The organism is Rhodospirillum rubrum ATCC 11170 (assembly GCF_000013085.1).
GTDB classification, from domain to species: Bacteria; Pseudomonadota; Alphaproteobacteria; order Rhodospirillales; family Rhodospirillaceae; genus Rhodospirillum; species Rhodospirillum rubrum.
Genome location: NC_007641.1, coordinates 14,088 through 28,856 on the forward strand (window position 1 = coordinate 14,088; position 14,769 = coordinate 28,856).

A 14,769-nucleotide genomic window follows, 5' to 3' on the forward strand; every position below is an offset into this window, starting at 1 on the left:
CGGGTTGATCAGGCTGCCGCAATGGGCGGCAGCCTAGTGAGGGCATCATCGCCCAAGGGAGCGACGGATTCTAGAGTCATGTAGCGGGATCGCTGGACGGCCCATTCGTCGTTCTGCTCCAGGAGGATGGCCCCGATCAGGCGGGTGATGGCGGCCTCGTTGGGGAAGATGCCGACCACGTCGGTGCGGCGCTTGATCTCGCCGTTGAGGCGCTCGATGGGGTTGGTCGAGTGTAGTTTTGTCCGGTGGGCGGGCGGAAAAGTCATGTAGGCCAGGACGTCGGTTTCGGCATCGTCCATCAGTTCGGCCAGTTTCCGCGATCTGGGGCGGAGCTGGTCGGCCACTTGGCGCCATTGGGCGCTGGCGGCCTGGGCGGTGTCCTGGGCAAAAGCGGTGCCGATGAAGGCCGAGACGACGCGGCGCCCCGACTTGCCGGCATGGGCAAGCACGTTGCGCATGAAGTGGACGCGGCACCGCTGCCAGGTGGCGCACAGCACCTTGGAGACGGCGGCCTTGATGCCTTCGTGGGCGTCGGACACCACCAGCTTGACGCCGCGCAGGCCACGCCTTGCCAGCGTGCGCAGGAACTCGGTCCAGAAGGTCTCGGCCTCGCTGGGGCCGATGGTCATGCCCAGCACCTCGCGGCGCCCGGCGGTGTTGGCGCCCACCGCGATGATCACCGCCACCGAGACGATGCGGCCGTCCTGGCGCACCTTCACATAGGTGGCGTCGAGCCAGATGTAGGGCCAGTCGCCCTCCAGCGGGCGGTCGAGGAAGGTGGCGACCTTGCCGTCGATCTCGGCGCACAGCCGCGAGACTTGGCTCTTGGAGATACCGCTCATGCCCATGGCCTTGACTAGGTCGTCGACCGAACGGGTCGAGATGCCCTGGATGTAGGCTTCCTGAATGACCGCCGTCAGCGCCTTTTCCGCCATGCGGCGCGGTTCCAGGAAGCAGGGCAGCTATCTGCCCTTGCGCAGGCGCGGGATGCGCAACTCCACCGTCCCGGCCCGGGTCTCCCAGTCGCGCTCGCGGTAGCCGTTGCGGTGAACGAGGCGCTGATCGGGATTGCGCTCGCCATGGCCGACACCGGTCAGGCTTTCGACCTCCAGCGCCATCAGCCGCTCGGCGGCGAAGCCGATCATCTCGCGCAGCAGATCGGCATCGGCGCTCTTTTCCAGCAGCCCGCGGAGGCTCATTATGTCATTGGTCATCGTCGGTTCCTTTGGTCTGGTTGAAGTTCGCAACCAAACCTTACCGAAGATCGTCGATGACCACCCAGAAATTGGGCCGCCTGGGGATGATGCCTCCGGGCGCTCCGCGCCCTGCGCCATCATCCCCAGGCACACGCTGTTACACCACTCGGGGGGACGTGACCCGATGAACCCGCCTCCCAAGGTCCCAAACGCCGATCGGCGCAGCCGGGAATACCTGACGCTGGCAGAAATCGATCGGCTTATCGCCGCAGCCCAACATCTCGGGCGTCATGACCAACGCGATGCCACGATGATTCTGCTTGCCTACCGCCACGGGCTCCGCGTTTCGGAGCTGGTCGAACTACGGCGTGAGCAGGTTGATCTGCGGCAAGGGTTGTTGCATGTGCGCCGCCGCAAAAACGGGCTGCCCAGCACCCATCCTCTGCGCGGGCCGGAACTCAGGGCTTTGAACAAGCTGCTGCGTGAGTATCCAGAAAACGCCTATGTCTTTGTCTCTGAACGCGGTGCGCCAATGACCGCGGCAACCTTCCGCAAGCTGCTCGCTCGCGCCGGCGACGCAGCCAAGCTCGGCATGCCGATCCATCCGCACATGCTGCGGCATTCGACCGGGTTCAAACTCGCCAACGATGGTCAGGACACCCGCGCCATCCAGCTCTACCTCTGGCACAAAATATACAGAATACAACCCATTACACGCAGCTCGCGCCGGACCGTTTCAATGCCTTCTGGATGGATTGATGGCTGGATGTCTTTGCCGGGAAACCGGGACCTGCATGCAATACGTTGATATATAATGATAGTGAACAATTCCGACGGTTTGGGCGTAGACCCCCACACTCGCACTGATCCACGGAAGTTTCTGGGGCGCGGGCACACAATCTCTGGCCGCGCCCCAGTCTCCCCTGACAGCCTCCATGGCGGTCACTAAACGAGCGAGAGCGCGACCATGCCCCAGCAGATCGCCCGCGGTACCGTCATGGTGACCAGCAAGGTTTGGAGTACCGCTCTTCCTGCTCCCGGCGGAGCCCGAGCGGTTGTTCGTCCTCACGGAAAAGTAACAGTCCAGACTTCTTGCATGCAGTGCAATCTAATGGCTATATCAGTGCATCGTACGCACTATTTGCGAGCACTGGCCCATGAAACCGCCGCCCAGGCAGTTCCCCGATCTCAATCTGCTTGTGACTTTGGATGCCCTGCTGTCCGAGGGCAGCGTCGCCGGCGCGGCGGACCGGATGAACCTCAGCCCGCCGGCCATGAGCCGGCAGCTTGCCCGCATCCGCCATCTCATGGGCGATCCGGTGCTCGTCCGCGCCGGCCGCGGCTTGGTGCCCACGCCACGCGCCGAGGCCCTGCGCGGACAGTTGCGACAACTCATCCAGGAAGCGGAAGCCCTGGTGCGCGGTGGCGGCGACTTCGATCCGGCGCGGATCGACCACAGCTTCACCATCCGGGCCAACGACGGGTTCGTCGGCACCTTTGGTGCGGCAATCACCAGGATGGCGGTCGAGCAGGCCCCGAAGGTCCGGCTGCGGTTTGCCCCCGAGGGCAACGAGGACGTCGAATCATTGCGCGACGGGCGCGTCGACCTCGACATCGGCGTGATCGATGCGATGGGTCCCGAGATCCGTCTGCAGGCACTGTTCCACGACCGCTTCATCGGCGTGGTGCGTCCCGATCATCCGCTCGCGCGGGAGACGGTCTCCGTCGAAGCTTTTGTCGCCTATCCGCACGTTTCCGTTTCACGGCGTGGCCGGTTCGAGGGGCCGGTGGACGCGGCGTTGGCGTTGCGGGGGAAACGTCGAACTGTCCCCGTCGCCGTGGCGAGCGTCGCCGACGGGTTCTCCATCGCCGCCCAGTCCGACTACATCGTCCTGGTGCCGGCCCGCGTGACCGCGTGGCATCGCCAAGGCCTCCATTCCTTCGACCTGCCGGTGACAACCGACGCCCTCCCGATCTCAGCCGCTTGGCATCCGCGCTTCGAGAAGGATGCCGCCCATCGCTGGCTCAGGACCTGCGTGCGCGCCGCTTGCGCCGCCATATAAGTGCATGCGATGCACTGATAACCTAGGTAATACGCACTGGAATGCATTCTTCATAAGCGAGATGGTCCCTGCCGAAAGGAGACCATCATGCATTCCTCACCTCTTCCCTCCCAGGCCGCCGGCCTGCCCGGATTCGGCCGGCTCGCCGTCTATCTCGCCGGCTGCGTGGTCTTCGCTGTCGGCGCCTATCTGTTCATCTACTCCAGGCTGGGCACCGATCCCCTGGACGTTTTCTCGCTCGGGCTCCTGCGGCATGTACCGCTCACTATCGGCATCGCGCAAACCCTCGTCGCGGTGATCTGCCTGGGCGCCGTCGCCCTCTGGACGCATCAGCGCCCGCTGCTGTCGCCGATCTTCACCTTCTTCTTCTGTGGCAGCCTGATCGATATGCTGCGGCTCCTCCAGCCTGCGGATCTTCTCGGCATGGTGCCGATGCCGGCGATGCTGCTGGGCACGCTGCTCTGTGCCTATGGCTCCTCGCTGATCATCATGAGCGGCTTCGGCATCCGCGGCATGGACCTGCTCGCCATCGAGATGACCGGGCACTGGGGCTTGCCCTTCTGGTTCACCAAGGGCGCGCTGGAGGTCTTGTTGCTGGCATCGGGCTGGCTGATGGGCGGCCCGGTCGGGATCGGGACAATCACATTCCTCCTCGGCGTCAACGGCCTCATCCAGCCGATGATGTGGGCCAACGCCCGGCTCCTGCATCTCAGGAATTTCGGCCTACCGCCGCGTGAGGCGCTGCAGGAATCGTTGGCGATCTGACGGTCGCGCCACCGCTCCCGATCAGTGCATTCCCTGCACTCTATCAATAGTCCGATTGCACTGGAGATCAGCCATTTTGGCTGGCATCTCTTCAGCAACCTCCATGAGGAAATCATCATGACATCCGCAGTTCGCAACTCCCTGCTCGATCCCAAGGTCAGCGCCGTCATCGAGCGGGTCTGGGCCTTGCAGGCCGAGATCAATCCGGTCGGTGAAGCCGTGGTGCGGGCCGACATGGCGCGGCGCACGACGCCTTTCACGCATCGCGAAATCGTCGCGGCGTGCGCCGCCGGCTCCTTCGCCTGCCCGCCCGAGATCGGGCGCACCCTGTACGCGCTGGTGCGGGCCATCCGGCCGAAAGTCGTGCTGGAGTTTGGCACGGCCCACGGCTTCTCGACGCTCCACATCGCGGCCGCGCTCCGCGACAATGGCGAAGGCCATCTCTATGGATCGGAGATGCACCCGGCAAAGGTCCAGGCCGCCCGCACCAATCTGGCCGAGGCCGGACTCGCCGACTGGGTCGAGGTTCTGGAAGGCGATGCGAGCGAGACGCTCGGCACCGTCCCCGATGTCGACCTGCTCTATCTCGACGGCTGGACGGACCATTATCTCGACGTCCTGCAGGCGGTCGAGCGCAATCTCCGCCCCGGCGCCCTCATCCAGGCCGACGATGTCGGCAAGTTCGGCGCGGGTAGCGGCGCCAAGGCCTATCTCGCCTATGTCCGCGATCAGGCCAACGGCTACAGCTCCGTGACCTTCACGGACTATCAGGGCTTCGAGCAGTCCTGCTTCGCGGGGCGTCCGTGATGTCGGGCGTATCCACTCCCCGGATTCCAGCGGCGGATGCGCCGTTCGCCTCGCCCGACACCCCCGCCCGTCGCCAAGCGATCCTCGCGGTCATGGTCGGCTGCGCCGCTCTGGTCTTTGGCCTGGGCGCCAGCCTGAACCTAGCGGTCGGGCGTATCGCCACCAGCCCGCTCCATCCTTCCGCCACGGCGGTGCTGTGGATCGTCGACACATATCTCGTGGTCTTCGGTTGCCTGCTGATTCCGGCCGGGGCCATCGGGGATCGCTATGGCCGCAAGCAGGCCATGCTGGCGGGTCTCACGTTCCTGGCTGTTGGCTCCCTGCTGTCCGCCGTTGCGGCCACCGTGCCCGTGCTGCTGGCCGGCCGAGCAGTCGCCGGCGCGGGCGCGGCACTGATCCTGCCGAACAGCCTCGCGCTGGTCGTCCAGGTCTATCCGGCCGACCAGAAATCCCATGCCATCGCTGTATGGACCGGCATGACCGGCCTGGGCGGCGCGCTCGGGAATATCCTCGGCGGGCTTGTGCTGCAGTTCGCCGAATGGCAGGCGATCTTCACCGTTGCGGTGCCGTTGGCCCTTGCAGGCCTCGCGCTGACGGCGTGGCTGGCGCCACGGCAAGCGGGACACGAGCATCCGCTCGACCTCGTCGGCGCCGGCATTCTCATGCTGAGCATATTCGCCCTGTTGACGGGACTGATCGAAGGCCAGGAGCTGGGCTGGGCCTCGACGGAGGTGATCGGCGCCTTATGCGCCGCGGCGGCGCTCCTCGCAGTATTCCTCACCACCGCGGCGAGGCGGAAGCACCCCCTCGTCGATCCGCGCATCTTCCGTGCCCGCGGCCTCTGCGCCGGCATGCTCGGCATCACCGCATCCTTCATCGCCATGTATTCGCTGTTCTATCTGAACGGCCAATACCTGATGAGCGTGAAGGGCTATCCGCCGGCTCTGGCCGGCATATGCACCCTGCCGCTGGTGGTCGTCCTGTTCTGGCTGTCACCGCGCAGCGTCCAGCTCGCCCGTCGCTTCGGTGCGCGGCCGGTGGTCGCCGTCGGCCTGGCAATGCTCATCGTCGGGCTGGGCCTTCTGCGGCTTTGCGGCGCGGATACGTCCTACTGGTTCTATGCCGCGAGCATCGGCGTTATCGGCATCGGCTCGGCGCTGTCCAATCCTGTCCTGTCGACCGCGATCATCGGTGCGCTGCCGCCGCATCAGGCAGGTGTCGGCTCCGGCATCAACAGCTTCACGCGTGAAATCGGCGGCGCTTTGGGCGTTGCTCTGTTTGGCAGCCTGCTGGGGAGCAGCTTCCCGTCGCGTTTGCCCGACACCCTGGCGCAGGCTCATGGCGCTGTGCAACGGTCGGTCGGCGCCGCACTGGCCTATGCAGAATCCCTGCCAGGAACGGCGGCCAATCAGACGGTACAGGTCGTACGTCAAGCCTTCTCCGGCGCAATGGCACAATCGCTGCTCACGGTGATGCTGGTTCTGGCGGTCGCTGCTGTGTTGGCGGTGCTTTGGTATCCGGCCTCCGCAGGATCGGCCGAAAAGTGATAATTCACCTCGGCCAAATCAGGCCCCTCCGCCGCGCGCCTTCTCTGCTCGCCGCATAGTTTCCATTCCGTTCTGGGCTGGCGTGCGTAGAACGCACTTCCGTGTCCTGCGCCCCCTACCTGTAACGGCCCGCACTCATCGGCGACCGGACCTGATTTCATCGGTCAAAATCTATCTACATTCGGTGAGACTATCGGGCTATGGAAACCCGAATTGCCTGAGATTGAACCCACATTGTGTGAGACGAACCCGCAATCATCGGGCTTGGCCCGGATTATGTGAGACGCGGTTCGTTCGGAAAACGACCGTTTTCTTGACTGTTTGTTTCCAAGGCTTTGGAGTGGCCAATGTGTGGCCGGAAACTCGTCCTGAAATCAGCGTCAGGATTCTTCACTATGCTCCATCTTTTCGCTCATCGCCGTGATCCCGGCCAAGGTGCTGATGCGGCGATAGAATTGCCTGTCTCACGAAGTCGGGGCCAGAGGCTGATAATTGCAGGTTGGGGGACGGTAACCAAAGCTGCGTAAAGTTCACACAGGGGGTGGGCTGTCCACTCGGTGGCCTTTTGGGTGGCCAGCGGAAGCTAAAACGCGGGCATTCAAGGCCGTTCCATCATCCGTTCCGCCGTTCGAGCAGCTTGCGACCATCCTTTCGCAAGGCGCCGTCGGGTCCGACATGCCGATAAAGTGTCTGCCGGGTGATGCCCAATTCCCGGCACAACTCGTTCACCTTCGTTTCCGGCTTGCCCATGGCCGCCATGGCGAGACGCACCTTTGCCGCGGTCATCTTGAATGGCCGCCCACCCACCCGGCCGCGGGCACGGGCGGCGGCGAGGCCAGCCCTGGTCCGCTCAGCAAGCCCTGGTCCGCTCAGCAATCAGTTCGCGTTCGAACTCGGCCAAGGCCGCGAAGATGCCGAACACCAGCTTGCCCGACGCCGTCGTCGTGTCGATGGCGCCACCGTGGCCGGTCAGCACCGACAGTCCAACCCCGCGCCCCGTCAAATCGTGCACCGTGTTGATTAGATGGCGCAGGTCGCGGCCCAGTCGGTCGAGCTTCCACACCACCAGGGTCTCGCCAGAGCGCAACGCCTTGAGGCACGTCACCAGTCCCGGCCGATCGTCGCGACGGCCCGAGCCCAGGTCCTCGTAGAGGTGTCGAGGATCGAGGCCGGCGCCGAGCAAGGCGTCGCGCTGCAGATCGAGGAGCTGCGACCCGTCCGCCTTCGAGACCCGCATGTAGCCCAGCAGCATGATCCCTCCCGTCACACCAACGGCCGATTGCGTGACACCGGAAACTGGCGGCGTCGGCCGGCGCCGAATGGTCACGCAACCCGTCTCGCAGACTATGACATGCAAACGGTCCGTGAATGCGATAAGTGACAGGCCGGGTCAGCCGATGACACCTCTGGACCCGCGACCTTGGATTTCCCGCGATGCCCCTGATCCAGGACACCGCCTATCCGCGCCTGACGGCATCGCCCGGCATGGCGGAACTGGCCGGCTTCACGCCGACAGCGGCAGAGATGGCCTTCGTCGGTGGCCGCACCCGGCGGGCGGGCCCGCGGCTTGCCTTGCTCGTTCTGCTCAAAACCTATCAGCACCTGGGCTACTTCGTCGCTCTGGGGCAGGTGCCGCCCGCAATCCGCGACCATCTGGCCACCGTCGCCGATCTTTGCGAGGTGCTCGACACGCTGCCCGATTACGACAGTTCCACCTACCGCGTCCGCCTCACGGCGGCGGTGCGGGGCTTCGTCGGCGTCTCCAACGATGGCCCAACGATCCGGCGCACCGCCGTGCGGGCCAGTGTCGCAGCGGCCCGCGCCCGGGACGAGGCCGCATCCAAACGCATCCATCCTCGACGCCGCCTGATGGGCTCTCAGGGTGGCAGAAGGGGCGTCAGCTTACGTCGTGTTCCTTAGCGTAGGATTTTGGGAAAATTCTGCGATGACCCCATCACCTCAGCAAAGCCGGCCGGACCAACACGCAGCTCGCACCGCCACCTCGGACCCGTCAGCAAGAAGGCTCCTGCGGCTTCGGTAAAGCCCCATCTTTTTTGATTTCTTTCTTTGGAAAATTATCCACAGGCAAAAGCGGTTTTAGAGTTTTAGAATCTAGATTTAAAGATTTAGGGTGAAAAAGTTCCGATTTCTCCTTTCGTTTCAAGGCGTTGCGAGATCGACCTGTGTGTAAAGTACGGAGTCGTGTGTGTAAAGTACGATCTGCCGTGTGCAAAGTACGAGGTTCTGTGTGTAAAGTACGACTTGCCCACAGCCTGACCGTTCGAAGCGGTGCCCAGCCGCCCCTATAGGGGGCTCGTCGCCTCTAAGGTCGTACTTTACACACAGGGGGGAGGAAGGCCCGCCCGATTGCGCATGACAAGAATGGCCCCGCTCTGCCCCGTCTCCTCGGATAGCGCATATTCAGGCAGGTCATTGGCTGCGATCACCTTGCGCAACAGCCGGGCAAATTCCCGGGATGATCCCGCGCTGCCGCTCCGCTCGAACAGCGTTTGGAACGCCCATCGCGCCTCGCCTTTCCCGGCCGCCCGGCGCGCGAGGCGGTAAATAAAGCGACCTATGCCGAGGTCTATCAGAAAATAGTCCGGGTGAACGGTCAGAACGTCTGGGTTCTTCCCGTCGATGACCTCCTTATACATCCATTTTGCGATTTCGATTTCAAGGTACTCGGGGTTTCCATTCCCGCTCTCGACCACCTTGTACCAACTGATGAGGGATTCCCCCTCCGACACCGTAACCACCTTCCCGCTCTCGGTCGTTCGGGATCGCCGCATTGCAACGTGGGTGGTACTCAACCTCAAGCAAGTCTCAACCAGATTGGACTTTTGCTTGCCCCCTAGGTCCCGCCGGCAGAACTTCAGCACCTCGGAGATATGGGGCCGGAACAACCGCCCCGGCTTCTCGCCCTTCCCCGCCCGCCAGCGGTTCGCCGCCTCGGTGATATGGGATATGGCCATGAGGACGAGGTCATAATCCCACACGGAGGCCATACCAGCCGGGCCCGCCGATACCTGGACATAGCCGTCGGGCAGTTCATAGCGGATCACGTCGCCGGCGCGGCGGTCCTTCTTCGACAGGCGGAACACCGCCACGTCCATGATTGAGCGGCCGTCGCGTGCGCCGATATCGACCAGCGCCGGGACGAACAGATCGCCCTGGGCGTCCGCCGGAGCGCTGCGCAGAGATCGTGCCTTGAGGGCCGCCTTATGGCGGGCAAAGGGATCGGGATCATCCGAGGGAGGAAGGGGCATCCTGGGTCTGCCTTTGTCAGAACGCTTGACGATTTTCAGGTGCCTCCCAGTTCGAGAGACGCCAATTAAGAATCCTGCAGACCGGCTTTTAAGTAAAGTGAGGGCGGGACGTGAGCGTCCCGCATCCTCGATAGGCTTAGTTTTTGCTTTTTAGCTGCTCTTTTTCCAGATGAGCGGCGTGTTCGCGCATCAGACCAGCCACGTGCTCTGGTCCGACCATTCCCGCCAGGATATCGGTATAGGCATTGGCCAAGGCGTTGATGGTATCGATCATCTGTGCCTTTTCTACATCCAAGGCCTTGCGTGTCGCCTCAAGAAGAACAGGCATAAAAATCCTGTCGTGAAGATGCGCAGCCATTTTAGGATCACTGACAATCGTCTCTGTCATCCGCTCAACCCTTTTCTTACGATTTGGAATCTCCTTTCTTTCCGGAAAGGAGTGGAAGAAGACCAGGAGTCCGCAAGCAACGGCCTACGGACAACCTCTTTGCCTCTCTTCCCCTTGGGATCCCCCTATAGACGCTCTTAACAGGAGCGTCCATCCTGGACCTGTTTGCCACGGGCAAATGGGGGAGTGAATGACGGCTTAGCGGCATTATATCGTCCCGGAAACCTGGACTGCAGACCCGATCCTCTCCAATAAGAGAGGGTGGCCGAGAAGCGATTGAACCCCCGGTTTCCTTAGGCTACGGTGCGGCCGAACCTTTGAAAGGATCATAAGAAGGCATGTTCAAGACCATTCATCCCTTGAGCGTTGCACGTCATGGGAAGTTGCGCCTGAAGCCCGTTTCGGATTATCGCTTTGCGGCTCAGGAAGCCGTGATCGGTTTGGTTGGCGCCGAGATTCACAAGGCTATCCACGCCTTTCCGATCGCCTTCCTTCGCTCCGCTCACGCTGGGGGAACGTCCTGCCAGATGGTGGGACTGCTATCGGTAACTCCCGGACAGAACCTGCTGGTCAGCCCCGATGGTCGTTGGCTCGGAGATTATATTCCAGCCGCCCTGCGAGCTTATCCCTTTGTGCTCGCCCGCTCCCAGGAAGACGCCGACACAAGACTTCCCTGCCTTGATGAAGACTGTGGATTGTTGTCGGAAAGCGAGGGGCAGCCGCTGTTTTCCGAAGATGGACAACTCTCGGATTTTTCCCGGCGCATTATCGACTTCCTGACCGCGACAGAGCGTAATCGCGAAGCCACACAAAAAGGCGTGGACGTTCTGGAGAAGGCTCAGTTGTTCACTCCCTGGAGCCTTCAGGTCGTCATTCAAAAACAAACCAAGGCGATAGAAGGCTTTCATGTCATCGACGAAACCAAGTTAAATCAACTCGATGATGAAACTTGGTTGGCATTGCGACGGGCGGGCGTTCTTCCTTTGGTCTATGGTCATCTTTTGTCGCTAAACCGCACCGACCTTCTGGGTCAATTGTCAGGTCTTCAGGCCCAATTGGCCCAACAGTTGACCGCCCGCCCAAAGCTCGATGATATGCTGGATTTCGGCGACGAGAGCATTCTTCAATTCTAGGGCTTGGGCCCAAAGAGATTTCCCTTCTTGACCCCGGATGGGTACAAGGACAGCGGCCCGATCCCCTGATGCCTGATCGGCCCCGCCCAGGGGAAATGATCAGGAATGCCCCATATGCCGGGCTGCTGATCGGCTCGATCTTAGGGCGGCTGATGGCTATCACACGGATGCATGCTTCATGACACTTCAGCCCTCCCCCTCCGGACCCGGTGCGGCCCAGCGGTTCGATCTCGCCTTCATGCTTATCAAACGCGACATTCTCGGTCGTTACCGAGGATCAGCCATGGGGTTATTCTGGGCTTTCCTGGTCCCTTTATTAATGCTCAGTATTTACACGTTCGTTTTTGGTGGAATATTTCAGGCTCGCTGGAGTGAGCGCGGGATTAATGGGGGAGCACCAGACACACTAGATTTCGCTTTGCTTCTTTTTATAGGATTAATGGCCCATTCTCTTTTAACAGAGAGCCTCATTAGATCATCAAGTATCATTATTAGTAATACGAATTTCGTAAAAAGGGTTGTATTTCCTCTTGATATACTTCCTTTGATGACAGTTTTATCGGCGCTATTTCACTTTTTTATCAGCTTCACTGTTTTTCTTTTGTTTTTCTTTGCTGTTAAACATACCCTTCATCCAGGGATTCTGTGGCTTCCCCTGATTTTGTTGCCTTTCGTCGTCATGACGACGGGATTCTGCTGGTTCGTTGCCGCAGCGGGAGTTTATTACCGGGATGTTGCCCAATTAATGGGACTTGGCTCAACCGTCCTCATGTTCCTTTCTCCCGTTCTCTATCCGGCTTCGATGATCCCAGCGGAGCTGCTTCCCCTGTTTCATTTAAATCCGCTGACTTTCGTTATCGAACAATCGCGGGCCGTGGTTTTTTATGGTTTGTCCCCTGATTGGCAGGGCCTGGGCCTATACACCGCGATCGCCATCGGTGTCGCGCTGGTCGGATACTGGGCGTTTTCAGCGATGCGCAAGGGCTTTGCCGATGTCCTCTGACCCCACTTCCGGAGCCGCGATCACCGTTGAGGGCTTAAAGAAGGTCTTCCGTATTTACGAGCGTCCCCGTGACCGCATCCTGCAGCTCATCCTGCCCGGTAAGCGCAAGTTTTATCGCGAGTTCCAGGCGCTCGACGATGTCTCTTTCACGGTCCAAAAAGGTCAGGCCGTTGGCATCATCGGTCGCAACGGATCGGGGAAATCAACCCTGCTGCAGATGATCTGCGGCATCCTTCATCCCACGGCAGGCAAGGTCTCCTGTTCGGGCCGAGTGGCTGCTTTGCTTGAACTGGGAGCAGGGTTCAATCCGGATTTCACCGGCCGTGAAAACGTCTATATGAACGCCACGCTGCTGGGTCTGACCACGGCGGCGGTCGATGAGCGCATGGATGATATTCTGGCCTTTGCCGAGATCGGCGATTTCATCGATCACCCGGTGAAGACCTATTCAAGCGGCATGTTCGTCCGTTTGGCCTTTGCGGTGATGGCTCATGTCGATGCGGAGATTCTGATCATCGACGAGGCCCTGGCCGTGGGAGACGCCGCCTTTGGGCAAAAGTGCATGCGCTTCCTCCGCCGCTTTCGCGAGACGGGAACCATTCTCTTCGTCAGCCATGACACGGCGGCCGTGATCGGGCTCTGCGACCGGGCTGTTTGGCTTGATCGCGGCAAGATGATCATCGAAGGCGATGCCAAAACCGTTTGCGAGGCCTATTACGGTCATCTTTTCGGGGGAACGGTGGAGACGCCCCCCGAGAAAACCGTGGAGGCGATTACGCCATCTCCCGCCCCCGAAGGACCGCGGCCTAAGGTCCGGGCCGAGGATTGGGTGGATGGTCGGCGCGAATGGATCAACCACTCTTCGCTGCGCAATGACATCGAGGTTTTCACCTTCGATCCCTCGGGCACCGATTTCGGCGCCGGTGGCGCGGAGATCGAGGATGTCCGCCTGACCGATGACGATGGCCACCCCTATGCCTGGATCGTCGGGGGCGAGCCAACGCGTTTGCGGGTGACGGTCCGTGTTCGCGATGAGTTGCGCAGTCCGATCATCGGCTTTTTCGTGAAGGACCGTCTGGGCCAAACGCTGTTTGGCGATAACACCTTCATGAACGAGAAGAAATTATCGAAACCGGCGCTGCCTGGTCAAATCCTGGAAGCAAACTTCCGCTTTCCCATGCCGATCCTACCCCCTGGAACCTATTCGATCGCCGTTGCCGTCGCCGATGGCACCCAGACCGATCACGTCCAGCATCATTGGCTTCATGACGCGGTGATGGTCAAATCCCACGTCTCGCATGCGACGGCGGGGCTGGTCGGCATTCCCATGTTCGAGGTTCGGTTTGAATGCCACGACCCGGTTGCTTCCCCGTCTTCGTCCATGGACAAGGTCGGGATCGTCGACTGACATTGGACTCTACTCACACCCCGGCGGGAAACGGAAAGGCCGATTGGACTCTACTCACACCCTGATGGGAGGCGCCTTGTCCCAAACGCGGGGAAATCGGGGGGCGGCTAGGATGAAGAGTGATCCCCGTGGCCCCGTCCACGCTGACCTTGGCTTCCGGATAAGCGGCAAGAGCCAAGCGGAGGCTTTCTAGAAAGGTGCGCCGGAATTGGCTCATCGGCGCCTTGTCATCGAAGCCGGCGCCGAACTGCCCGCGGAGGGCGGGCCAACTGACCGGAACCGCTTTGTTCAGCACATGAAGCCGGTAAGCCAGCCAGACATAGATATCAAGCGCCAGGGAGCGATTGGCCAGGGCGCGAACCGCGGCTTCGAGAACGGGAACCGCGTGGTTTTGCAGGCTGCGGAAGAAGTCATCGGAAAGACGGGCGGTCTCGGTCCATAGCCGCTTTTGACGACCGTTTTCGCCAAGTTCCGTCAAGCACAGGCCGCCTTCAACGAAAGTACTGTTCCTGAAGGCTTCTCCCCTTTTTTCGTCCCAAAAGAAGGTCAGGGAGCACAGGGAAAGCCTGGTGGCTTGCTCATCGATCAAGCGATAGCTTTTTCCACCGACGCTCACCCCCATTCGCGTCATCCAGGCCGCCATGGAACTGCCAAGTTCCACTTCCGGGGAGTTGGTCTTGATCGCTTCCGTTTGCAGGTAAAGCAAGATCATGCGGGCGCGCGAGCCATAGGGAAGCCCAACTGGACTGCCCATGCGATCGAAGCCGGGTTTGACCAGGAGCGTCACCCGGCCGTTTTCCCGCCGCCAAACTTCCGCATCGGTTTTTTTATGGGGAAGGCATGTCAGGGCGAAGCCCGCATGGGTAATCCCAAGATTGGTTTCCTCATCGCCCAAGACCTCGGCGGCGATATCGAGTTCTTGACGCGTGAGAGTGCTGGTTACCGTTGCTTGAATGGCATTGCGGCCGTCCCGGATGATCAGATCATGGATTTCTGCCATGGGGATTTCCTACCATCAAAGCTGGCAGCAGCATGCCGGTTCGGAAATCTGAAAGCCAGTTGGACTCTACTCACACAAGCTATTTGTTAGTTATTTGAGTCTTCTTATTTGGTTGTGTGCGTAGGGTCCAGTGGATAACCCCGAGTCGCGTGAGTAGAGTCCAATTTGGCTGTGCGTAGAGTCCAAATCC

General features: G+C 61.0%; 12 protein-coding genes and 2 pseudogenes. 9 read left to right on the plus strand and 5 right to left on the minus strand.

What is annotated here, in order from left to right:
• Positions 1–8: 8 nt before the first annotated feature.
• Positions 9–1,214 (minus strand): annotated as a pseudogene (locus RRU_RS19680) (IS256-like element ISRhru4 family transposase).
• Here RRU_RS19680 and RRU_RS19685 point away from each other — a divergent pair.
• From RRU_RS19685 to RRU_RS19705, 5 genes are all read left to right on the plus strand, one after another.
• Complete coding sequence (locus RRU_RS19685) at positions 1,201–2,004, plus strand: tyrosine-type recombinase/integrase (RefSeq protein ID WP_338053245.1); 804 nt, start codon at positions 1,201–1,203, stop codon at positions 2,002–2,004. The pseudogene RRU_RS19680 and the gene RRU_RS19685 overlap by 14 nt on opposite strands.
• Positions 2,005–2,353: 349 nt before the next feature.
• Positions 2,354–3,259, plus strand: coding sequence for a LysR family transcriptional regulator (locus RRU_RS19690; RefSeq protein WP_011387728.1), 906 nt, complete (start codon positions 2,354–2,356; stop codon positions 3,257–3,259).
• 87 nt (positions 3,260–3,346) lie between these two features.
• Positions 3,347–4,024 carry a YczE/YyaS/YitT family protein gene (locus RRU_RS19695; RefSeq protein WP_011387729.1) on the plus strand — a complete coding sequence of 226 codons (678 nt, stop codon included), beginning with the start codon at positions 3,347–3,349 and terminating at the stop codon, positions 4,022–4,024.
• 117 nt (positions 4,025–4,141) lie between these two features.
• Positions 4,142–4,831, plus strand: a complete 690-nt coding sequence (locus RRU_RS19700; RefSeq protein WP_011387730.1) for an O-methyltransferase — start codon at positions 4,142–4,144, stop codon at positions 4,829–4,831.
• Entirely contained in the window at positions 4,831–6,378 is a 1,548-nt protein-coding gene (locus tag RRU_RS19705; protein WP_011387731.1) for an MFS transporter, read from the plus strand. The genes RRU_RS19700 and RRU_RS19705 overlap by 1 nt, the downstream gene beginning before the upstream one ends.
• 612 nt (positions 6,379–6,990) lie before the next feature.
• On the opposite strand, the pseudogene RRU_RS19710 reads toward RRU_RS19705, so the two are convergent.
• Positions 6,991–7,630 (minus strand): annotated as a pseudogene (locus RRU_RS19710) (recombinase family protein).
• A 182-nt stretch (positions 7,631–7,812) separates the two neighbouring features.
• On the opposite strand from RRU_RS19710, the gene RRU_RS19715 reads away from it, so the two are divergent.
• The gene (locus tag RRU_RS19715; RefSeq protein WP_011387734.1) at positions 7,813–8,298 is read left to right on the plus strand and encodes a DUF4158 domain-containing protein; all 486 of its coding nucleotides are present in this window, start codon (positions 7,813–7,815) and stop codon (positions 8,296–8,298) included.
• A gap of 416 nt (positions 8,299–8,714) precedes the next feature.
• Here RRU_RS19715 and RRU_RS19720 read toward each other — a convergent pair whose 3' ends face one another.
• The gene (locus RRU_RS19720; protein ID WP_011387735.1) at positions 8,715–9,647 is read right to left on the minus strand and encodes a replication initiator protein A; all 933 of its coding nucleotides are present in this window, start codon (positions 9,645–9,647) and stop codon (positions 8,715–8,717) included.
• Positions 9,648–9,783: 136 nt separating this feature from the next.
• The gene (locus tag RRU_RS19725) at positions 9,784–10,035 is read right to left on the minus strand and encodes a hypothetical protein (RefSeq protein ID WP_011387736.1); all 252 of its coding nucleotides are present in this window, start codon (positions 10,033–10,035) and stop codon (positions 9,784–9,786) included.
• A gap of 338 nt (positions 10,036–10,373) precedes the next feature.
• On the opposite strand from RRU_RS19725, the gene RRU_RS19730 reads away from it, so the two are divergent.
• From RRU_RS19730 to RRU_RS19740, 3 genes are all read left to right on the plus strand, one after another.
• On the plus strand, positions 10,374–11,168 hold the full coding sequence (locus RRU_RS19730; protein WP_011387737.1) for a SapC family protein: 795 nt from the start codon (positions 10,374–10,376) through the stop codon (positions 11,166–11,168).
• Positions 11,169–11,346: 178 nt separating this feature from the next.
• Complete coding sequence (locus RRU_RS19735; protein ID WP_200290406.1) at positions 11,347–12,171, plus strand: ABC transporter permease; 825 nt, start codon at positions 11,347–11,349, stop codon at positions 12,169–12,171.
• Positions 12,161–13,579: an ABC transporter ATP-binding protein gene (locus RRU_RS19740; protein ID WP_011387739.1), complete on the plus strand. Its 1,419-nt coding sequence runs from the start codon at positions 12,161–12,163 to the stop codon at positions 13,577–13,579. Before RRU_RS19735 ends, RRU_RS19740 begins: the two co-directional genes overlap by 11 nt.
• Positions 13,580–13,592: 13 nt before the next feature.
• Here RRU_RS19740 and RRU_RS19745 read toward each other — a convergent pair whose 3' ends face one another.
• The gene (locus RRU_RS19745) at positions 13,593–14,579 is read right to left on the minus strand and encodes a replication protein RepA (RefSeq protein ID WP_011387740.1); all 987 of its coding nucleotides are present in this window, start codon (positions 14,577–14,579) and stop codon (positions 13,593–13,595) included.
• Positions 14,580–14,769: the final 190 nt, after the last annotated feature.